Annotated in this window: 19 protein-coding genes; all 19 read left to right on the top strand. The window is 69.9% G+C overall.

The genetic code is table 11. From position 1 onward, the window contains the following. A complete protein-coding gene (gene hisS / locus F0U44_RS21790) occupies window positions 1-1,353 on the top strand; it encodes a histidine--tRNA ligase (protein ID WP_149730500.1) in 1,353 nt (450 codons plus the stop codon). 36 nt (window positions 1,354-1,389) lie between these two features. Further along, window positions 1,390-3,174, top strand: coding sequence for an aspartate--tRNA ligase (gene aspS, locus F0U44_RS21785; protein ID WP_149730499.1), 1,785 nt, complete (start codon window positions 1,390-1,392; stop codon window positions 3,172-3,174). A gap of 169 nt (window positions 3,175-3,343) precedes the next feature. Beyond that, window positions 3,344-4,354 carry an ABC transporter permease gene (locus tag F0U44_RS21780; RefSeq protein ID WP_149730498.1) on the top strand — a complete coding sequence of 337 codons (1,011 nt, stop codon included), beginning with the start codon at window positions 3,344-3,346 and terminating at the stop codon, window positions 4,352-4,354. Window positions 4,355-4,416: 62 nt separating this feature from the next. Next, on the top strand, window positions 4,417-6,201 hold the full coding sequence (locus F0U44_RS21775) for an ABC transporter substrate-binding protein (protein ID WP_149730497.1): 1,785 nt from the start codon (window positions 4,417-4,419) through the stop codon (window positions 6,199-6,201). Between the two features lie 134 nt (window positions 6,202-6,335). Beyond that, window positions 6,336-7,343 (top strand): ABC transporter permease, encoded by a 1,008-nt coding sequence (locus tag F0U44_RS21770; protein WP_149730496.1) that lies wholly within the window; start codon window positions 6,336-6,338, stop codon window positions 7,341-7,343. Further along, window positions 7,340-8,428 carry an ABC transporter ATP-binding protein gene (locus F0U44_RS21765; RefSeq protein ID WP_246160752.1) on the top strand — a complete coding sequence of 363 codons (1,089 nt, stop codon included), beginning with the start codon at window positions 7,340-7,342 and terminating at the stop codon, window positions 8,426-8,428. The genes F0U44_RS21770 and F0U44_RS21765 overlap by 4 nt, the downstream gene beginning before the upstream one ends. Further along, entirely contained in the window at window positions 8,425-9,651 is a 1,227-nt protein-coding gene (locus F0U44_RS21760) for an ABC transporter ATP-binding protein (RefSeq protein WP_149730495.1), read from the top strand. The genes F0U44_RS21765 and F0U44_RS21760 overlap by 4 nt, the downstream gene beginning before the upstream one ends. 44 nt (window positions 9,652-9,695) lie before the next feature. After that, the gene (locus F0U44_RS21755) at window positions 9,696-11,060 is read left to right on the top strand and encodes a replication-associated recombination protein A (RefSeq protein ID WP_246160751.1); all 1,365 of its coding nucleotides are present in this window, start codon (window positions 9,696-9,698) and stop codon (window positions 11,058-11,060) included. A 24-nt stretch (window positions 11,061-11,084) separates the two neighbouring features. Further along, window positions 11,085-11,657: a hypothetical protein gene (locus F0U44_RS21750; RefSeq protein WP_149730494.1), complete on the top strand. Its 573-nt coding sequence runs from the start codon at window positions 11,085-11,087 to the stop codon at window positions 11,655-11,657. A gap of 10 nt (window positions 11,658-11,667) precedes the next feature. Further along, window positions 11,668-11,913: a DUF6167 family protein gene (locus F0U44_RS21745; protein ID WP_149730493.1), complete on the top strand. Its 246-nt coding sequence runs from the start codon at window positions 11,668-11,670 to the stop codon at window positions 11,911-11,913. Next, the gene (alaS, locus tag F0U44_RS21740; RefSeq protein ID WP_149730492.1) at window positions 11,913-14,615 is read left to right on the top strand and encodes an alanine--tRNA ligase; all 2,703 of its coding nucleotides are present in this window, start codon (window positions 11,913-11,915) and stop codon (window positions 14,613-14,615) included. Before F0U44_RS21745 ends, alaS begins: the two co-directional genes overlap by 1 nt. A gap of 10 nt (window positions 14,616-14,625) precedes the next feature. Further along, window positions 14,626-15,123 (top strand): Holliday junction resolvase RuvX, encoded by a 498-nt coding sequence (ruvX, locus tag F0U44_RS21735; protein WP_149730491.1) that lies wholly within the window; start codon window positions 14,626-14,628, stop codon window positions 15,121-15,123. Next, window positions 15,116-16,258, top strand: coding sequence for an endolytic transglycosylase MltG (gene mltG / locus F0U44_RS21730; RefSeq protein WP_149730490.1), 1,143 nt, complete (start codon window positions 15,116-15,118; stop codon window positions 16,256-16,258). Before ruvX ends, mltG begins: the two co-directional genes overlap by 8 nt. Before the next feature lie 7 nt (window positions 16,259-16,265). Beyond that, the gene (locus F0U44_RS21725) at window positions 16,266-17,066 is read left to right on the top strand and encodes a shikimate dehydrogenase (RefSeq protein WP_149730489.1); all 801 of its coding nucleotides are present in this window, start codon (window positions 16,266-16,268) and stop codon (window positions 17,064-17,066) included. Beyond that, on the top strand, window positions 17,063-17,818 hold the full coding sequence (locus F0U44_RS21720) for a prepilin peptidase (protein ID WP_149730488.1): 756 nt from the start codon (window positions 17,063-17,065) through the stop codon (window positions 17,816-17,818). The genes F0U44_RS21725 and F0U44_RS21720 overlap by 4 nt, the downstream gene beginning before the upstream one ends. A gap of 37 nt (window positions 17,819-17,855) precedes the next feature. Beyond that, window positions 17,856-19,034, top strand: a complete 1,179-nt coding sequence (aroC, locus tag F0U44_RS21715; RefSeq protein WP_149730487.1) for a chorismate synthase — start codon at window positions 17,856-17,858, stop codon at window positions 19,032-19,034. Beyond that, complete coding sequence (locus F0U44_RS21710; RefSeq protein ID WP_438616540.1) at window positions 19,031-19,543, top strand: shikimate kinase; 513 nt, start codon at window positions 19,031-19,033, stop codon at window positions 19,541-19,543. The genes aroC and F0U44_RS21710 overlap by 4 nt, the downstream gene beginning before the upstream one ends. Then, window positions 19,540-20,652 (top strand): 3-dehydroquinate synthase, encoded by a 1,113-nt coding sequence (aroB, locus tag F0U44_RS21705; protein WP_149730486.1) that lies wholly within the window; start codon window positions 19,540-19,542, stop codon window positions 20,650-20,652. The genes F0U44_RS21710 and aroB overlap by 4 nt, the downstream gene beginning before the upstream one ends. Then, entirely contained in the window at window positions 20,649-21,089 is a 441-nt protein-coding gene (locus tag F0U44_RS21700; RefSeq protein WP_149730485.1) for a type II 3-dehydroquinate dehydratase, read from the top strand. The genes aroB and F0U44_RS21700 overlap by 4 nt, the downstream gene beginning before the upstream one ends. Window positions 21,090-21,109 lie beyond the last annotated feature (20 nt).

Raw genomic sequence — 21,109 nt, 5'->3', positions numbered from 1 at the left:
GTGGCCAAGCCTGCGCCGCTGAGCGGCTTCCCCGAGTTCCTCCCTGCCCAGCGGGTCGTGGAGCAGCACGTCGTCGCGACCCTCGCCGCGACCTTCGAGCTGCACGGCTTCGCCAACGTCGAGACGCGTGCGGTCGAGCCGATGGACCAGCTCCTGCGCAAGGGCGACACCTCCAAGGAGGTCTACGTCCTCAAGCGCCTGCACGACGAGACCGGGGATGCCGGCATCGGCCTCCACTTCGACCTCACGGTGCCGTTCGCCCGCTACGTCCTGGAGAACGCCGGCAAGCTCGAGTTCCCGTTCCGCCGCTACCAGATCCAGAAGGTCTGGCGCGGCGAGCGCCCGCAGGAGGGTCGCTTCCGCGAGTTCCTCCAGGCCGACATCGACATCGTCGGTCGCGACGTGCTCCCGTTCCACCACGACATCGAGGTCACCCGGGTGATGCTCGACGCGCTGGCCAAGCTGTCCTTCCTCCCCGGCTTCCGGCTCCAGGTCAACAACCGCAAGCTGATCCAGGGCTTCTACCTCGGTCTGGGCGCGAGCGACGTCGACGAGGTCATGCGGCTGGTCGACAAGCTCGACAAGCTCGCACCCGAGCAGGTGGCCAAGCTGCTGGTCGCCGAGGCCGGCCTCACCGACGAGCAGGCCCAGCAGTGCCTCGCGCTGGCGACCATCCGCACGCCCGATGACTCCTTCGTCGACCGGGTGCGCGCCCTCGGCGTCGAGCACCCGCTGCTCGACGAGGGTCTCGACGAGCTCGCCCAGCTGTTGCGGGGCACGGCCGGCCTGGCGACCGACACGGTCCGCATCGAAGCCGATCTCTCGATCGCGCGCGGCCTCGACTACTACACGGGCACGGTCTTCGAGACCCGCCTCGACGGCTACGAGTCGCTCGGCTCGATCTGCTCGGGCGGTCGTTACGACGCGCTCGCGAGCGATGGCCGTACGACCTACCCCGGCGTCGGCATCTCCCTGGGCGTCAGTCGCGTGCTGGTGCCGTTGGTCCAGCGCGGCGTCGTCACCGGCGACCGCTCCGTGCCGAGCGCTGTGCTGGTGTCGGTCTCCGACGAGGAGACCCGTCAGCAGGCCGACGACGTCGCGACCGCGCTCCGCGCCCGCGGCATCCCCTGCGAGGTCGCCCCGACGGCGGCCAAGTTCGGCAAGCAGATCCGCCACGCCGACCGGCGCGGCATCCCCTACGTGTGGTTCTCGAGCACCGACGAGTCCGGAGCCACCACCCACGAGGTCAAGGACATCCGCAGTGGAAACCAGGTGCCGGCCGACCCGGCGACCTGGGAGCCTCCTGTGGAGGACCTCCGGCCCGCCATCATCGGTTTCGAGGCTCGGCCGTAGCCGGCCTCGCACCTCAACCACCAGGAGAAGAACAAAGTGATCCGCACCCACGACGCCGGCGCCCTGCGCGTCGAGCACGTCGGCCAGACCGTGACCCTCGCCGGTTGGGTCGCCAACCGGCGCGATCACGGTGGGGTGGCGTTCATCGACCTCCGTGACGCCAGCGGCGTCGTCCAGGTCGTGATCCGTGACGAGGCGGTCGCCCACGCCCTGCGCGCCGAGTACTGCCTCAAGATCGTCGGCGAGGTCACCGCCCGCAAGGAGGGCAACGACAACCCCAACCTGCCCACCGGTGCCATCGAGATCGTCGCTGCGGCAGGGGAGGAGGGCGTCGAGGTGCTCTCGGCGGCTGCCCCGCTGCCGTTCCCGATCAGCGACCACGTCGAGGTGGGCGAGGAGGTGCGCCTCAAGCACCGCTACCTCGACCTGCGGCGTACGGCGCCCGGCGCCGCGCTCCGGCTCCGCAGCCAGGTCAACAAAACGGCCCGTGCCGTGCTCGACGCCCACGACTTCGTCGAGATCGAGACGCCGACCCTGACGCGCAGCACGCCCGAGGGTGCTCGCGACTTCCTGGTGCCCGCGCGCCTCCAGCCCGGCAGCTGGTACGCCCTTCCGCAGAGCCCGCAGCTCTTCAAGCAGCTGCTCATGGTCGCCGGTATGGAGCGCTACTACCAGATCGCGCGCTGCTACCGCGACGAGGACTTCCGCGCCGACCGCCAGCCGGAGTTCACCCAGCTCGACGTCGAGATGAGCTTCGTGGAGCAGGACGACGTGCTCGCCGTCGCCGAGGAGATCCTCGCGGCGCTCTGGCAGCTGATCGGCTACGAGATCCCGCGCCCGATCCCGCGGATGACCTTCGCCGACGCGATGGCGCGCTACGGCTCCGACAAGCCCGACCTGCGGATGGGCCTGGAGCTGGTCGAGTGCACCGACTACTTCAAGGACACCCCGTTCCGCGTGTTCCAGGCCGACTACGTCGGCGCGGTCGTCATGCCCGGCGGCGCCAGCCAGCCGCGCAAGCAGCTCGACGCCTGGCAGGAGTGGGCCAAGCAGCGCGGTGCGCGCGGCCTCGCCTACGTGCTGGTCCAGGAGGACGGCGAGCTCGGCGGCCCGGTCGCCAAGAACCTCTCCGACGAGGAGAAGGCCGGTCTGGCCGCCCACGTCGGTGCCCAGCCGGGCGACTGCGTCTTCTTCGCGGCCGGTGCCACCAAGTCCAGCCGGGCGCTGCTCGGCGCCGCCCGCCTCGAGATCGGCCGCCGCGGTGGCCTCATCGACGAGAGCGCGTGGAGCTTCCTGTGGGTCGTCGACGCCCCGCTCCTCGAGCCGGCCTCCGACGCCACCGCAGCCGGTGACGTCGCCGTGGGCCAGGGGGAGTGGACCGCGGTCCACCACGCCTTCACGAGTCCCCAGGAGCCCGAGACGTTCGACCAGGACCCGGGCAACGCCCTGGCCTGGGCCTACGACATCGTCTGCAACGGCAACGAGATCGGCGGCGGCTCGATCCGTATCCACCGCGAGGACATCCAGAAGCGGGTCTTCTCGCTGATGGGCATCGGCGAGGAAGAGGCCGAGGAGAAGTTCGGCTTCCTGCTCCAGGCGTTCAAGTACGGCGCACCCCCGCACGGCGGCATCGCCTTCGGTTGGGACCGGATCTGCGCCCTGCTCGCCCGCACCGACTCCATCCGTGAGGTCATCGCCTTCCCGAAGTCGGGAGGCGGGTTCGACCCGCTGACGGCCGCCCCTGCGCCGATCACCCCTGCCCAGCGCAAGGAGGCCGGGGTCGACGCCGTTCCGGAGAAGGATGTCCCGGCGGAGGCCTGATCTCTCGGCAAAGACGTCGGCAGATCCGGCCTCGGCCGGACGCGGTCAACGAGACCAGATCGTTACCGCTTGGTGACCGAGAACACTGTCCTGCTCGCCTAGAGTCTCGGACGGCGCCGCATCGGGCGGGGCTGCCGGGGCGACTCGGCACGCGCGAGCGGAGGGCTGGATGACGTTGCCGGCGGCGGACCTCGCGGTCCACGGCGAGAGTTCTTCTGCACCGCCCACGGAGGCGGCGCGCAAGTCGATCGCCGGTCGGTCTCCGACCCGGATCGCGTTCGACCGGCTCCGCAAGGACCCGATCGCGGTCATCTGTTTCGTCATCGTCTTGTTCTTCGCTGCCATCGCGATCTTCGCGCCGTGGGTCCAGAGCCTCTTCGGCGTCTCGACCGACACCGTCTTGGCCAGCACGCGGATCGACCTGGTCACCCGACTGCCCAAGATCGGCCCGCCCAACCACGGGTTCACGATGGACCACCCGTTCGGTGTCGCGCCCGGCTCGGGCACCGACAACCTGGCGGTCTGGATCGAGGGTTGTCGCACGTCGCTGTTCCTGGCCACGGTCGCCACGGTCCTGTCGACCTTCATCGGCGTGACGCTCGGCCTGGTGGCCGGTTTCGTCGGTGGCGCTGTCGACGCGGTGATCTCGTTCTTCACCGACCTGTTCCTGTCGTTCCCGTTCCTCCTCGGTGCACTGGCAGTGGCGCCGATCATCAGTGAGCGCTACGGCACCGACATCGACAAGCTGCGGGTCGTCAGTTTCTACTCGCTGGTGTTCATCCTCGTCATCTTCGGCTGGATGGGTGTCGCCCGACTGGTGCGCGGCGAGGTCCTGTCACTGCGCGAGCGGGAGTTCGTCAAGGCCGCCCGGGTGATCGGCGTGCCCACCAGCCGCATCCTGGTCCGCGAGATCCTGCCCAACCTGCTGGCCCCGATCGTCGTGTCGGTCTCGCTGAGCCTGCCGGGCTACGTCGCTGCAGAGGCTGGGTTGTCCTACCTGGGCATCGGCGTCTTCGGTCGCGAGTCGTGGGGCCAGACGGTCAACGGCGCCACCTCCTACTGGGAGATCTACCCCCTGTTCCTGCTGGAGCCGGTCATCGGCATCGCAGTCCTCGTCGTCGCGCTCAACCTGCTCGGCGACGCCATCCGCGACGCGTTCGATCCCAAGACTCGACGCTGAGCACCCATGAATGTCGGTCGTGCGGGAGCCGCATCGGCCACAACAAAGGAAAGGCTGGACACATGAATCGGAAGAAGGCCCTGGTCGCCGGTGTAAGTGCGGCAACCCTGGCACTCACGCTCGCCGCCTGTGGTGGCGGCGACGACGACAAGTCGAGCAAGGACAAGTTCAACGAGACCCTGCAGTCGGGCGGAAAGAACCCTGACGCTGTCGGCCCCGCGCCGCAGCCTGAGGGTGCCCAGACTGGAGGCGAGATCACGATCCTCGCTCCCGACCCCGACGACGGTCCGACCAGCCTGGACCCGGCCGGCCTCTGGTCGGTGACCGACAACGCCATCGCTCAGGACCTCCTGTTCCGGTCGCTCACGACCTGGCAGCAGAACCCGGAGACCGGCGAGTACACGCTGGTTCCCGACCTCGCGACCGACCTCGGCACGCCCAACGAGGACTTCACCGAGTGGACCTTCACGCTGAAGGACGGCATCAAGTGGGAGACCGGCGACCCGGTCACCGCTGAAGAGGTCAAGTTCGGCATGGAGCGCTCGTTCGACGCCGAGACGTTCGCGACCGGCCCGGGTGCCGCTTACTCGAAGCCCTACTTCGAGGGTGGCGACACCTACAACGGTCCCTACGCCAAGGGCGCCGAGGACTTCCCGGCGATCTCCGTCGACGGCAACACGCTCACCCTCAAGATGAGCACGCCGTTCGCTGAGATGGACTACTACGGCATCTTCCCGGCCATGGGCCCGGTGCCGCTCGACGCGCCGGCCGCCGACTACGGCCTCAAGCCGCTGTCGACCGGTCCTTACAAGATCGAGAAGTACGTCCCCAACCAGGAGCTCGTGCTGGTCCCGAACGACCAGTGGGACCCGGCGACTGACCCGGCTCGCAACCAGTTCCCGGACAAGTACACCTTCGAGTTCGGTGGCGACAACGCCGTTGCCGACAAGACGGCGCTGAGCGACTCGGGTTCGACCACGATCTCGACCGCGATGCTGTCCAACGACTACACCAAGGCGATCGAGGACGGTCTGCAGGACCAGGTCCTCGTCGGCCCGCAGCCGTGCACGTCGTTCGTGATGCCGAACTACGACAAGGTCAAGGAGCTCGAGGTCCGTCAGGCCCTCGCCTTCGCCTACGCCTACGAGGACATCTGGTCCGCCGGCGGCTACCTGCCCGGTGTCACCCGCGCCAACGGCGTGACCGACCCCGAGCTCGGCTTCGGTCTGCTGCCCCCGGGCATGGCCGGTCGCATTCCGTGGAACCCGGAGATTGACGGCGAGACCATCCAGTACGACCCGGAGCACGCCAAGGAGCTCCTGGCCAAGGCGGGTTACGAGCCCGGCGAGTACGAGGTCTCCTTCGTCTACGACGCCACCTCGCAGGAGGGCAAGGACGCTGCCAAGCAGCGCGAGCTCGGCTACGAGGAGTCCGGCTTCTCGGTGAAGGCTTACCCCTACACCGCCGGCAGCCTCTACGACGTCTGGACCGACCCGGACAACGCCCTCTACAAGAAGATCAACCTGCTCGGTACCGCCTGGTGCCAGGACTGGCCTTCGGCTGCGACCTTCGTGCCGCCGATCCTCGAGACCGGCCAGCCCTACAACACCGGCAACTTCTCCGAGGAGTCGATCGACGCCGAGATGGACCGCATCCGGACCCTCCCGGTCGACGAGCAGGCTGACGCCTGGGGCGCGCTCGAGAACAAGGTGATGACCGAGTTCCAGCCCGTGATCAACGCGGGCTTCTACCAGGGCACCTACGCCATCGGTTCCGACATCGGTGGGTTCGCCAACGACACCACCGTCGGCGGTGCCCCTGACTACCGGACCATCTTCGTCAAGTGACCTGTCACTGACAGGTAACTGAAGAAGGTGCGGTAGCGCACAACTGAAGCACCCGGCCGGGCGGGGTCCTCGACCCCGCCCGGTCTGGTCAGTCGGCACAGTTCGCGTCGGCAGAGTTTTCTGAGAGGTCAGACATGTTCGCCTTCCTCGTCAAGAGGATCCTCGCGGGGAGCATGATCATCATCTTGGTGTCGATGATGGTCTACACGCTCTTCTTCTACGGCCCGCAGCACCCGGGGCTCGAGCTCTGCCGCCGCGACAACCACGGCCGGTGCGGCCCGACCTCGCCGAAGCTCTACGACTACGAAGAGAAGCTCGGCTACCACAACGCGATCTACACCGAGTACGGCAAGTGGGCCAAGGGCCTGGTCGCCGAACGCACGATCACGATCGGCGCGACCGAGTACAAATGCCCCGCGCCGTGCCTCGGGCTGTCCTACCGTGACCGCACCCTGGTGACCGAACAGTTCAAGGACAAGTTCCCGGTGACCCTCAGCCTCGCTGTCGGGGCATCGTTCCTCTACCTCGCCATCGGGGTCTCCGTCGGCGTCCTCGCTGCCCGAAGACGAGGCACGGTCGCCGACAAGATGCTGGTCTCGTCGACCCTGGTGTTCAGCTCGATCCCTTACTACCTCGTCGCCCTGATCAGCATGCTCGTGCTGACCATCAGCACGAGTGTCTTCCCGAAGGTCGAATACATCTCTCCCTTCGACAATCCGCTCCAGTGGGTCAGCGGACTCCTGCTCGTGTGGCTCGTGCTCGGACTCTTCGGTTCGACGTCCTACACCCGATATTCACGCGGGTCGATGGTCGAAGCGCTGAGCGAGGACTACGTGCGCACGGCCAAGGCCAAGGGCCTGCCGGCGCGGACCGTGGTGATCAAGCACGCGCTGCGCTCCGCCCTGGTGCCGGTCGTCACGATCTTCGGCATCGACGTCGCCTTCCTGCTCTCCGGGACGGTCTTCACCGAGAAGATCTTCCAGCTCGAGGGCATCGGCAAGTGGGGCGTCGAAGCCACCGTGATCAAGGACCTGCCCGTCGTCCAGGCGACTTCCCTGATGCTCGCCGTGTGCGTCGTCGTGGGCAACATCCTGGTCGACATCGTCTACAGCTTCCTGGACCCGAGAGTGAGGCTTGCGTGAGCGCCCCCGAGAACACCGGCAACGTGGAGAGCGGCGCGCCGTTCCTCGTGGTCGACGACCTGACGGTCAAGTTCCCGACGGCCGACGGCCTGGTCCAGGCCGTCACGGGGCTCAGCTATCAGGTCGAGCTCGGCAAGACGCTCGGCATCGTGGGTGAGTCCGGGTCGGGCAAGTCGGTGTCGAGCATGGCCGTGCTCGGCCTCCACGACGCCCGCTCCGCCCAGATCCAGGGCTCGATCCGGGTCGGCGGCACCGAGGTGGTCGGCCTCTCCGAGTCGAAGATGCGCTCGCTCCGGGGCAACCAGGTCGCGATGATCTTCCAGGACGCCCTGGCGGCGCTGCACCCGTTCTACAAGGTCGGCAAGCAGCTCGGTGAGGCCTACCTGGTCCACCACCCCCAAGCCACCAAGCGCGAGGCCCGCCAACGAGCGATCGAGATGCTCGACCGCGTCGGCATCCCGCAGCCTGATCGTCGCGTAGACCAGTTCCCGCACCAGTACTCCGGCGGCATGCGGCAGCGCGCGATGATCGCGATGGGTCTGATCAACGACCCGTCGCTCCTCATCGCCGACGAGCCGACGACCGCGCTCGACGTCACGGTCCAGGCGCAGATCCTCGACCTGCTCCAGGACCTGCAGAGCGAGTTCAACTCCGCGATCGTCATCATCACCCACGACCTCGGCGTCGTGGCCGAGATGGCCGACGACGTGCTGGTGATGTACGGCGGCCGCGCCGTCGAGTACGGCCCGTGCCGCGACATCCTGGTGCACCCGGAGATGCCCTACACCTGGGGTCTGCTCTCCAGCGTCCCCGACGTCACCGCTGACACCAGTGCGCGGATGATCCCGATCCCCGGCAACCCGCCGAGCCTGCTCGAGCCGCCGACCGGCTGCGCGTTCCACCCGCGCTGCGTCCATCGCGACAAGGTGCCCGGTGACCTGTGCACCACGACGCTGCCCGAGCTCCTGCCGGGTGTGCGCGGCGCGAACCACGTGAAGCGCTGCCACCTGGCCGACCCCGACACGATCTATGCGACCGAGGTGCTGCCCGAGATCGCGCCTGACCTCGCGGAGGAGCTCCGATGACGACCGAACCCGTCAGCGACACCACGCTCGACGCTCCGGCCATCCCGGAGGTCGTCGGCCACGCGGCGAGCGAGCTGAAGGCCGACGCTCCGCCGATCCTGACGGTCGAGAACCTGCGGATGTACTTCCCGATCAAGACGCCGCTGATGCGTCGTACGGTCGGGCACGTCCAGGCGGTCGACGGCGTCTCGTTCGTGGTGCCCAAGGGCGGTTCACTCGGTCTTGTGGGGGAGTCCGGTTGTGGCAAGTCCACCACCGGCCAGCTCATCACGCGGCTCTACAAGCCGACCGGCGGCACGATGATGTTCGAGGGCCAGGACCTCGGCTCGATGAGCAACAAGGCGATGAAGCCGCTGCGCCGCGAGGTGCAGATGATCTTCCAGGACCCCTACAGCTCGCTGAACCCGCGCCACACCGTCGGTTCGATCGTCGGTAGCCCGCTGCGCGTGCACAACGTCGTGCCGAAGAACAAGGTGCTGTCGCGCGTCCAGGAGCTGCTCGAGGTCGTGGGCCTCAACCCGGAGCACTACAACCGCTACCCCAACGAGTTCTCCGGCGGTCAGCGTCAGCGCATCGGCATCGCCCGCGCTCTCGCCCTGCAGCCGAAGCTGATGGTGGCCGACGAGCCGGTCTCCGCGCTCGACGTGTCAATCCAGGCGCAGGTCATCAACCTGCTCCAGGACATCCAGAACGAGTTCGACGTCGCCTTCCTCTTCATCGCGCACGACCTCGCGGTGGTGCGGCACTTCTGCCCCGAGATCGCCGTGATGTACCTCGGCAAGATCGTCGAGGTCGGTGACCGCGAGAGCATCTACGGCAACGCCCACCACCCCTACACGCAGGCGCTGCTCTCGGCCGTGCCCGACGTGAAGCAGGCGGTGACCGGGGAGCGACGCGACCGGATCCGCCTCACCGGCGAGGTGCCGAGCCCGATCGACCCGCCCTCGGGTTGCCGGTTCCGTACGCGCTGCCCGATCGCCCAGGAGATCTGCGCCAAGCACGAGCCGCCCCTGCTGCAGATCGGCAAGCGCCACAAGGTCGCCTGCCACTTCCCGGGTCGTCTCGGCGAGCACCCGCGCGAGCCTCTCACGGCGCGCCTGCTCGGTGTCGATTCCGTCGGCCAGCCCGACCCGGGTGCGAGCCCGGTGACTGATCTGGTCGAGCACCCCGGCTACTCCGACACGTGGTTCGACCTCGACGGCAAGACGATCGGACGTGCCTGACGGCCCCCTGACCGGTCCATCCGGAGACGGGACACAATGGCGGCGTGTCCGATGACGCGCTCTTCGATGCCCCCGACGCCGGCCGCTCCGCGGCCGGCGGCTCACTGAGCGACGCTGTCCACGGGGCCGCGCCGCTCGCCGTACGGATGCGGCCACGCGGTCTGGACGAGCTCGTCGGCCAGCCGCAGCTGCGCGCATCGGGTTCGCCGCTGCACCAGCTGGTCGAGGGCGACCAGTCGATGTCGCTGCTGCTGTGGGGGCCGCCGGGGACGGGGAAGACCACGATCGCCTCGATCCTGAGCCGCCAGACGGGCCGACGGTTCGTCGAGATCTCGGCGGTGTCGGCGGGCGTCAAGGAGGTGCGTGCGGCGATCGACGCGGCGCGGTCGACCCTGGTCGGGTCGGGCAAGGAGACGGTGCTCTTCGTCGACGAGGTGCACCGGTTCAGCAAGGCCCAGCAGGACGCGCTGCTGCCCGGCGTCGAGAACCGCTGGGTGACGCTCGTGGCGGCGACGACCGAGAACCCGTCGTTCAGCGTGATCTCTCCGCTGCTGTCGCGGAGCCTTCTCCTCCGGCTGGAGTCGCTCACCGACGACGACATCCGGGAGGTCGTCCTGCGCGCGGTCACCGACGAGCGCGGCCTCGACGGTCGCTACCAGCTCGACGACGAGGCGCGCGACCACATCGTCCGGCTCGCCGGCGGCGACGCCCGGCGGTCGTTGACCTACCTGGAGGCGGCGGCGGGCGCGGCCGGTCTGCACGGCAGCGACGTGATCACCCTCGAGCTCGCGGAGACGGCGGCCGACCAGGCCGCGGTGCGCTACGACCGCGACGGCGACCAGCACTACGACGTCGTCAGCGCGTTCATCAAGTCGGTCCGCGGGTCTGACGCCGACGCGGCCCTGCACTACCTCGCCCGGATGCTCGAGGCGGGGGAGGACCCCCGGTTCATCGCCCGTCGGCTGATGATCCTGGCGAGCGAGGACATCGGCTTGGCCGACCCGATGGCCCTCCCGACGGCGGTCGCCGCGGCCCAGACGGTGCAGCTGATCGGTATGCCGGAGGCGCAGCTGACGCTCGCCCACGCCACCATCGCGCTCGCCGTGGCACCCAAGTCCAACGCGGTCACCACCGCGATCGGCGCCGCGATCGCCGACGTCCGTGCCGGGAAGATCGGCACGGTCCCGCCGCACCTGCGCGACGCCCACTACGCCGGCGCGAAGAAGCTCGGGCACGGCACCACCTACGTCTACTCCCACGACGAGCCGTTCGGAGTGGCTGAGCAGCAGTACGCCCCGGACGTCGTCCTGGACGCCGAGTACTACCTGCCCACCGACCTCGGGGCCGAAGCAGCCGTCAAGCAGCGGTGGGAGCGGGTCCGTCGGATCATCCGCGGTCAGCGCGGCTGACGCGGGCGGATAGGCTTGGGTCCCATGACGAGCGCGATGGTGGTCCCAGGCTGGCTGGCCTTCTTCACCGTGCTGCTTGTCATCGGCCTGGTGGCCGCTGTCGGCTGGCTGATGGCCGAGCTGCGGCGCACCCAGGAGCAGGGCGAAGAGGTGCTCTCCAACGCCGCTGCCGACGTCGAAGCGCTCCGGGAGGAGCTCGACGAGCTGCAGCACCAGCTCCTCGAGGAGGCCGAGCGGCTCGAGGAGGCGCGCCGTACGCTGCGCCTGTCCGACCTCACCATCGTCGACGACAAGGACTACGTCATCACCGAGCTCGGTCAGCGCAGGAGCGCGGGCGGCCCCCTGGCCCTGGTCCCCACCGTCCCCGGCCCGCCGATCGTCGACGCTTTGCTGCGCGAGAGCCTGATCCGCACCGCCTCGCTCGCCGCCGGGCTGCGTCGCGCGCTGGCGCCGGAGGTCCGCAACCGGATCCGCTTCGAGATGAAGCGTGACGTCAAGCGGTCCCGCAAGCAGCGCAAGACCGACATGAAGCAGGCCCACCGCGAGTGGCAGGCACGTCAGCGCACGGCGATCGGGTCCTCGGAAGTCAGCCGATGAGGACAGCGCCGTGAGGCGCGGGGTCTGGTTCGTCGCCGGCGCCGCTGCGGGGGTCTACGGGATGGTGAAGGCACGGCGGGTCGCCGAGGCCTTCACCGCCGACGGGATCCGCGACCGCGCCCACGCGGCCAACCTGGGCGCGCAGATGTTCCGCGCCGAGTTCCAGTACGGCAAGAACGAGGCAGAAACCGACCTCCGGCACCGGTTCGAGGTCGCAGCGGCTCCCCAACGGGAGCTAGAGAGAGGCGAGGACTGATGGACGGCGGCCTGAGCACAGCGGAGATCCGCGCTCGCTTCCTGGCGCACTTCGAGGCAGCCGGTCACACGGCGGTGCCCTCGGCGTCGCTGCTCCTCGACGACCCCAACCTGCTCTTCGTCAACGCCGGCATGGTGCCCTTCAAGCCCTACTTCCTGGGGCAGGAGACGCCGCCCTACGACCGTGCGACGAGCGTGCAGAAGTGCATCCGCACGCCGGACATCGAGGACGTCGGCAAGACCACGCGCCACGGCACCTTCTTCGAGATGTGTGGCAACTTCTCCTTCGGCGACTACTTCAAGGAGGGCGCCATCGAGCTCGCCTGGGAGCTGGTCACCAAGTCCATCGCCGACGGCGGCTTCGGGCTCGAGGAGGGCCGGCTGTGGCCCTCGATCCTGCACGGGGACGACGAGGCGCTCGAGCTCTGGATGAAGGTCACCGGCCTGCCGGCTGAGCGCATCGTCAAGCTCGGCAAGCGCGAGAATTACTGGTCGATGGGTGTGCCCGGCCCCGGTGGTCCGTGCTCGGAGATCCTCTACGACCGTGGCGCCTCCTACGGCCCCGACGGCGAGTTCGCCACCACCGAGCGGTTGGCGATGCCGACCGAGCTCGAGGACCGCTACCTCGAGATCTGGAACCTGGTCTTCATGCAGGACGAGCTCTCGGCCGTCCGCAGCAAGGAGGACTTCGACATCGCCGGGTCGTTGCCCAAGCGCAACATCGACACCGGCATGGGTCTCGAGCGTGTCGCCTTCCTGCTCCAGGGCAAGGAGAACATGTACGAGATCGACGTCATGTTCCCCGTCATCCAGATGGCAGAGGAGCTCACCGGCAAGAGGTACGGCGCAGATCCTGCCGACGACGTGCGCTTCCGGGTCGTCGCCGACCACATCCGTAGCTCGATGATGCTCATCGGCGACGGCGTGACGCCGGGCAACGAGGCGCGCGGCTACGTCCTGCGGCGCCTGTTGCGCCGTGCGGTGCGCTCGATGCGCCTCCTCGGCTACGACGACCCGGCGCTCCCGCAGCTGATGCCGGTCAGCCGCGACAAGATGGGGGAGACCTACGGCGACCTCGTCACCGACTGGGACCGCATCTCGCGGGTGGCCTATGCCGAGGAGGAGGTCTTCCGCAAGACGCTCCAGGCCGGCACCCAGATCTTCGACCTGGCCGCCACCGAGGTGAAGCAGCAGGACTCGACCGTCCTGCCCGGGGCCAAGGCGTTCGCCCTGCACGACACCTACGGTTTCCCGATCGACCTCACCTTGGAGATGGCTTCCGAGGCGGGGCTGACCGTCGACGAGCCCGGTTTCCGGCAGTTGATGGCCGAGCAGCGCGAGCGAGCCAAGGCCGACGCGAAGTCGAAGAAGGGCCAGCACGCCGACACGTCGGTCTACCGCGGCATCCTGGATGCCAACGGCCCGACGGAGTGGCTCGCCTACGAGACGCTCGAGACCGAGTCGCGCACCCTGGCCCTCCTCCGGGAGGGTGCGGCTGTCCGCAGCCTCGCCAACGGTGAGGTCGGCGAGATCGTGCTCGACCGCACGCCGTTCTACGCCGAGTCCGGCGGGCAGGTGGCCGACGCCGGCACGATCGAGTTCGACGGCGGTCGGCTCGAGGTGCTCGACGTCCAGCGCCCGGTGCGTGGCCTCGTCGTGCACCAGGTGCGCGTCGTCGACGGTGAGCTCGACCCCACCTCGGTGCTCCACGCGCGGGTCGACCCCGACTGGCGCACCGGCGCCCGCCAGGCCCACTCCGGCACCCACGTCGTCCACGCGGCGCTGCGCGAGGTGCTCGGGCCCAGCGCGCTGCAGTCCGGTTCCTACAACCGTCCCGGCTACCTGCGCCTCGACTTCGGCTGGCTCTCTTCCCTCACCCCCGAGCAGCTCCACCAGATCGAGCAGGTCTCCAACAACGCGCTGCGCGCCGACCTCGCGGTCGGGTGGGACTACATGACCCTGGCCGAGGCCAAGGACTGGGGCGCGCTCGCCCTCTTCGGCGAGACCTACGACAACACCAAGGTCCGCGTCGTGGAGATCGGCGGTCCCTGGTCGCGCGAGCTGTGCGGTGGCACCCACGTCGACCACTCCAGCCAGATCGGCACCGTCGTGGTGACCGGCGAGTCCAGCGTCGGCTCCGGCAACCGCCGCATCGAGGCGCTGACCGGCGTGGAGGGCTTCGCCTACCTCGCCAAGGAGCGCGACGTCGTCGCGCAGCTCACCACGCTGCTGAAGGCCCAGCCCGACGACCTCGTCGGCCGGGTCGGTGACCTCGTCGACCGTCTCAAGCAGACCGAGAAGGAGATCGAGAAGATCCGCGTCGGTCAGCTGCTGGCGGCCGGGGGCGATCTCGCCGCCGGTGCGCAGGACGTCAACGGCGTGCGGGTCGTCGCCCACAAGGTCGAGGGCGCCGGCGGCGCGGACGTCCGCACGCTCGCGCTCGACGTCCGCGGGCGACTGCCCGGTGATGTGCCCGGTGTGGCGGTGGTCCTCGGGGTCGCCGACGGCAAGGTCGCGGTCGTTGCCGCGGTCAACGACGCGGGCCAGGCCCGCGGGCTCTCGGCCAACACCTTCGTGCGGGCCGTGGCTCCCTTCATCGACGGCCGCGGTGGCGGTAAGGACGACATCGCCCAGGGTGGCGGCACCGACGCGACCCGCCTCGACGAGGCGCTCGCTGCGGTGACGGCGGCGGCCGCCGGGTGAGGCCCCTTCGATGAGGAGGGGTGTGCGCCTCGGTGTCGACCCGGGCGACGCTCGGATCGGTGTCGCACGCTGCGACCCCTCCGGGATCTTGGCGACCCCGGTCGAGACCGTCCGGCGCGGCAAGGGTGACCTGCGGCGTCTGCGCCAGCTCGTCGCCGCCGAGGAGGCGGTCGAGGTCGTGATGGGCCTGCCGCGCTCACTCTCCGGGGGAGAGGGACCGGCAGCAGTCAAGACGCGGGTCTTCGCCGCGCAGTTGGCCGAGCGGATCGCGCCGGTGCCGGTGCGGCTCGTCGACGAACGCCTCACCACAGTTTCGGCGGAGGCTATGCTCCGCGATCAACGCAAGGGACAACAGCGACGCGCCGTGGTCGACCAGGTCGCGGCCGTCGTGATTCTGCAGCACGCTCTCGACACGGAGCGCGCGACAGGGAACGCGCCCGGAGAGGTCGTGGCGCTCGGGACCGCCACCGCCGACCCCGGCAACGACGTCGAGGAGACGCATGAGTGACCCGTACGTCCTGGACGACGCCCCGCCCGTCGGCACCCGCCGTCGCAAGCGGCGCTTCTCCGGATGCCTTCCGATGCTGCTCTTCGTGGCCGTCGCCGTCCTCCTGATCGGTGCGGCCATCAAGTACGTCGCCGGGCCCTGGGTCGAGGACCTCTTCGGCGATCCCGACGACTACCCCGGGCCGGGCAAGGGTCGCGTGACGTTCGTGGTCGACCCCGGCCAAAGCATCTCCTCGATGGGGGAGGAACTCGAGAAGCTCGACGTCGTCGCGTCCTCCGACGCCTTCGTCGACGCGGCGTCCGACAACTCCGCGGCCACCGGTATCCAAGCCGGCACCTATCTCCTGAAGAAGGAGATGAAGGCCTCCGACGTGGTCGAGGTCCTCGTCGACCCGGGCAACCTGGCCCAGGACACGGTGACGATCCCCGAGGGCCTCCGCGCCGCCGACATCGTCGCGACGCTGGCCAAGAACACCGACTTCACCAAGAAGCAGTTCGAGCGCGCCCTCGCCGACGCCGACGCCCTGGGACTGCCCGACTACGCCAAGGGCGACCCGGAGGGTTACCTCTTCCCGGCGACCTACGTCGTCACGCCGCAAGACACCCCGGAGTCGATCCTCCGCACGATGGTCACCCGCTGGAAGCAGTCGGCGAGCGACCTGGGGCTGGAGGCAGCGGCTGACGAGCTGGGCTACACACCCCACGAGATCATGACCGTCGCCTCCCTGGTCCAGGCCGAGGGCAGGGGGCGCGACATGGCCAAGATCGCCCAGGTGATCTACAACCGGGTGGAGAACCCGGGCACGGCCGGGCAGATCGGACGGCTCCAGATCGACGCGACGGTCGACTACGCGCTCGGTCGCCCGCTGTCGGTCGGCCTCACCCAGGACGAGCGCGAGACCGCGCCCGGGCCTTACAACACCTTCCGGGTCGCGGGACTGCCGCCGGGTCCGATCGGCAACCCCGGCGACGAGGCGATCAAGGCGGCACTCCACCCGACCAAGGGCGACTGGTACTACTACGTCACGGTCAACCTGAAGACCGGCGAGACGAAGTTCGCGGAGACCTACGCGGAGTTCGAGCAGTACCGCGCCGAGCTGCAGGAGTACTGCGCGACGAAGTCCGAGGCGTGCTGACCAGCCGATGAGGTGTGCCGTCCTGGGCGACCCGATCGCCCACTCGCTGTCGCCCGCCCTGCACCGGGCCGGCTACGCCGCCGTCGGCCTCGACTGGTCCTACGACGCCGTGCAGGTCGCCTCGGGCGGGCTGGCCGACTTCGTGACCGGTCTCGACGGTGACTGGCGCGGGCTGTCGGTGACAGCGCCGCTGAAGCGTGAGGCGCTCGCGCGTGCCGACGTCGTCAGCGAGCGGGCCCGGCTGGTGGGATCGGCCAACACGCTGCTGCTCGCCGGCGGTGAGGTCCACGCGGACAACACCGACCTTCCCGGGGCGGTTGCCGCGGTGCGCGAGCGCTACGACGGCGTGATCCGGACCGCCACGATCCTCGGCGGCGGCGCGACCGCCGCGTCGACCGGACTGGCGATGGTCGAGCTCGGAGCGACGTGGCTGCGGATCGCCGTACGTGACGCGGACCGGGCGCGCGAGGCTGCCGAACGCGTCGCAGCGCACCCGACGGCGCCGCAGGTCGAGATCGTCTCCCTCGCCGACGTCGACGACGACACCGACGCGATCGTGTCGACGATCCCGGTGGCTGCGCAGGTCGACCGGCTGGTCGCCGCCTGCGCAGGTGTCGCGCTGCTTTTCGACGTCATCTACGACCCGTGGCCGACGCCGCTGTCAGCGGTCGGCGGCGTCGTCGTGTCGGGTCTCGACCTCCTGGTCCACCAGGCCGCACTCCAGTTCACCGCCTTCACGGGGGTGGCGGCGCCGCTCGACGCGATGCGGGCCGCGGGCAAGGCCGCGCTGCAGGAGCGCTCGTCGTGAACGAGCACCTCGCGGCGGCGCTGGTCGGCCTGCTGGTCTGCGGCCTGGGAGGCGCGCTGACGCCGTACCTCATCCGGTTGCTGCCGGAGCCGCCGCCAGTACCGGAGCCCGAGGAGGGCGCCGAGCTGACGGCCGCCCAGCAGGTGCTGCGCGACGAAGGCCCCAAGGAGCTGTACGCCGACCTCGGCCGCCGCCCCCGCCTGGCCCAGGTCGCGGGCGCCCTGTCCGCGGTCGCCGGCGCCGGCGTGGGTGCTGCGGTGGGCTGGGACTGGCTGCTCCCGCTGCTGCTCGCCCTGGTGCCGATCGGGACCTTGCTGGGCGTCGTCGACCACCACACCCGACTGCTGCCCTCGATTGTCGTGCTCCCGGCGACCCTCGTCGCACTGGCCTACGGCGGCGCCGAGTGGGCGTTCACCGGCGAGCGGCACGACTTCGTGACCGGCGTGATCTGCATGGTCGCGGTCCGGACCGTCTTCTGGGTGCTCTGGTTCGTCCGCCAGGCGGGCATGGGTTTCGGCGACGTACGCCTCTCGGCCCTGCTCGGGCTGGTCCTCGGCTACCTGGACGCCCAGCAGCTCCTCGTCGGCCTCTACGCGGCGTTCCTGCTCTTCGCCGTGCTCGGTGTCGCCTATGCGATCGCCAAGCGCGACCGCTCCGTGCTCAAGCGGGCCTACCCGTTCGGCCCGTTCCTCCTCGTCGGCGCCTGGGTCGGGATCGTCGGCCCACCGCTCGTCTCGGCGCTCCGGGGCTGAGGCCGGCCCAGCGGGCCGGGATGGGAGGATGGGGCCCATGTTGCGCTGGCTGACCGCGGGGGAGTCCCACGGACCCTCCCTGGTCGCGATCCTCGAGGGTCTGCCGGCCCACGTCGAGGTGACGACCGACGACATCTCCGACTCGCTCGCCCGGCGGCGCCTCGGCTACGGCCGCGGTGCCCGGATGAAGTTCGAGCAGGACGAGGTCACCATCATCGGCGGCGTCCGGCACGGCAAGAGCCAGGGCGGACCGGTCGCGATCCAGGTCGGCAACACCGAGTGGCCGAAGTGGGAGACCGTGATGTCGGCCGACCCGGTCGACCCGGACCTGCTCAAGGACACCGGTCGCAACGCGCCCCTGACCCGCCCGCGGCCCGGCCACGCCGACCTCGCCGGCATGCAGAAGTACGACTTCGAGGAGGCCCGGCCGATCCTCGAGCGCGCCTCGGCGCGTGAGACGGCCGCTCGCGTCGCCCTCGGCCGCGTCGCGAGCAACTTCCTCGAGCAGGCCGTCGGCGCTCGCATCGTCTCCCACGTCATCGAGCTCGGCGGCGTCCGTGCGCCCGCCGGGCTCTGGCCCGATCCCGACGACGTCGCCCGGCTCGACGTTGACGAGGTGCGCTGCCTCGACGAGAAGACCTCCCAGCTGATGGTCGAGCGGATCGACCAGGCCCACAAGGACGGCGACACCCTCGGTGGCGTCGTGGAGGTCGTCGTGCACGGCCTCCCGCCGGGCCTCGGCTCGCACGTCCACTGGGACCGCCGCCTCGACTCGCGCCTCGCCGGCGCGCTGATGGGCATCCAGGCGATCAAGGGTGTCGAGGTCGGTGACGGCTTCGAGCTGGCCGCGACGCCGGGCTCGCTCGCGCACGACGAGATCATCTCGACCGACGAGGGCCTGCGACGCGTCTCGGGTCGCTCCGGCGGCACCGAGGGCGGCATGACGACCGGCGAGATCCTGCGCGTCCGCGCGGCGATGAAGCCGATCGCCACCGTGCCCCGTGCGCTGCGCACCGTCGACGTCGCGACCGGCGAGGCGACGGTCGCCCACCACCAGCGTTCCGACGTCTGTGCCGTGCCCGCCGCTGGGATCGTGGCCGAGGCGATGGTCGCGCTGGTGCTCGCCGACGCGGTCATCGAGAAGTTCGGTGGCGACTCGGTCCAGGAGACACGGCGCAACGCCGAGAGCTACCTGGCCTCCCTGAGGTACCGGTGACCCAGCCGGTCGCCGTGCTCGTCGGCACCATGGGTGCCGGCAAGACCACGGTCGGTCGCCTGCTCGCCGACGAGCTCGGCGTCGGCTTCCTCGACAGCGACCACGCGGTCGAGGAGCACGCCGGCAAGGCCGTGCAGGACATCTTCGTCGACGACGGCGAGGCCGCCTTCCGTGCGCTGGAGCGTGAGGCGGTCGCGGCCGCGCTCGCCGGTCACGACGGCGTCTTGGCGCTCGGCGGGGGAGCCGTGCTCGACGCCGGCACGCGAGCACTCCTCGCCGACCACCGGGTCGTCTTCCTGCGGGTGGGGCTGTCTGACGCGGTCAAGAGGGTCGGGCTCGGGGCGGGGCGCCCGCTGTTGCTCGGCAACGTCCGGTCCCGGGTCAAGCAGCTCCTTGACGAGCGCACCCCGGTCTACGAGGGCCTGGCCACGATCTCGGTCGACACCGACGACCGCAGCCCCCAAGATGTCGTGGCTGAGGTCGCGGAGAGGCTGAGGGAGGCGCGATGACTGACCAGGGGACTCACACCGTCCTGCACGTGGGCGGCGCTTCGCCCTACGACGTGGTGGTCGGCCGGGCGCTGGCCGACCGGCTCCCGGGGATCCTCGGCGAGGCGGTGCAGCGCGTCGCTTTCCTCCACGCAGCCGAGCTGACCGAGCTCGCCGAGCCCGTGCTCCGCGTGCTGCGCGAGCACTACGACGTCCTCGCCCTGGGGCTCCCGTCAGGAGAGGCCACCAAGGCCGCCGAAGTGGCCAACGAGTGCTGGGACGCGCTCGGCGAGGCCGGCTTCACGCGCTCCGACGCCGTCGTGACCTTCGGCGGCGGTGCGACCACCGACCTGGGCGGGTTCGTGGCCGCGACCTGGCTGCGTGGCGTCCGGGTCGTCCACGTGCCGACGACGCTGCTCGCGATGGTCGATGCGGCCGTCGGCGGCAAGACCGGCATCAACACCGGTGCCGGCAAGAACCTGGTCGGGTCCTTCCACGAGCCGGCCGGTGTGCTCGTCGACCTCGACACCCTGCTCACGCTCCCGCGCGAGGAGCTCGTCGCGGGGATGGGCGAGGTCGTAAAGTGCGGCTTCATCGCCGACCCCGTGATCCTCGACCTGGTCGAGAAGGATCCCGACGCAGCGACCGACCCGCACGGTCCGGTGCTGCCCGAGCTCGTCGAGCGCGCCATCCGCGTGAAGATCGACGTCGTCGTCGCCGACCTCAAGGAGACGGGCGGCAGCGACGGCCACCCGGGTCGCGAGGTCCTCAACTACGGCCACACGATGGCCCACGCCATCGAGCGGGCCGAGCGCTACTCCATGCGGCACGGCGAGGCGGTCGCGATCGGCTGCTGCTACGTCGCCGAGCTCGCGCGGCTGGCCGGCCACCTCGACGACGCGACGGCCGCCCGGCACGCGACCGCGTTCGGCGCCGTCGGGCTCCCGACGACCTACTCCGGTGCGGGCTTCGACGACCTGCTCGCCGCGATGCGCGTGGACAAGAAGTCCCGGGGCAACACGCTCCGCTTCGTCGTACTCGACGAGGTGGCGAAGCCGGTGGTCCTGACGGGGCCGTCGGAGGAGCACCTGCGGGCCGCCTACGACGTCATGGCAGGAGGTGCCGCGTGACGACCGTGCTGGTCCTCAACGGGCCCAACCTCGGGCGCCTGGGCCGCCGTCAGCCGGAGATCTACGGCCACACGACCCACGGCGACCTCGCCGACCTGTGTCGCAGCTGGGGCGAACAGCTCGGGCTCGAGGTCGAGGTGCGCCAGACCAACCACGAGGGCGAGCTCCTCGACTGGCTCAACGACGCCGCTGACACCGAGACCCCGGTCGTCCTCAACGCCGCGGCGTGGACCCACTACTCCTACGCGATCTTCGACGCGTGCGCCCAGCTCACCGCCACGCTCGTCGAGGTGCACATCTCCGACCCCGAGCAGCGGCCCGAGGTGTTCCGCCACACGTCGGTCGTCACCCCGCACGCCGCGAAGGTGATCGCCGGTCAGGGCGTCGATGGCTACCGTCAGGCTCTCGAATTCATCGCCGCCGACACCGGCGACTAGACTCATCCGCTGGCCCCCGG

It is taken from the genome of Nocardioides humilatus (assembly GCF_008373755.1).
Classification (GTDB): Bacteria; Actinomycetota; Actinomycetes; order Propionibacteriales; family Nocardioidaceae; genus Nocardioides; species Nocardioides humilatus.
Note: the sequence above shows the minus strand (reverse complement) of the source record. Positions and strands in the feature narration are given on the sequence as shown.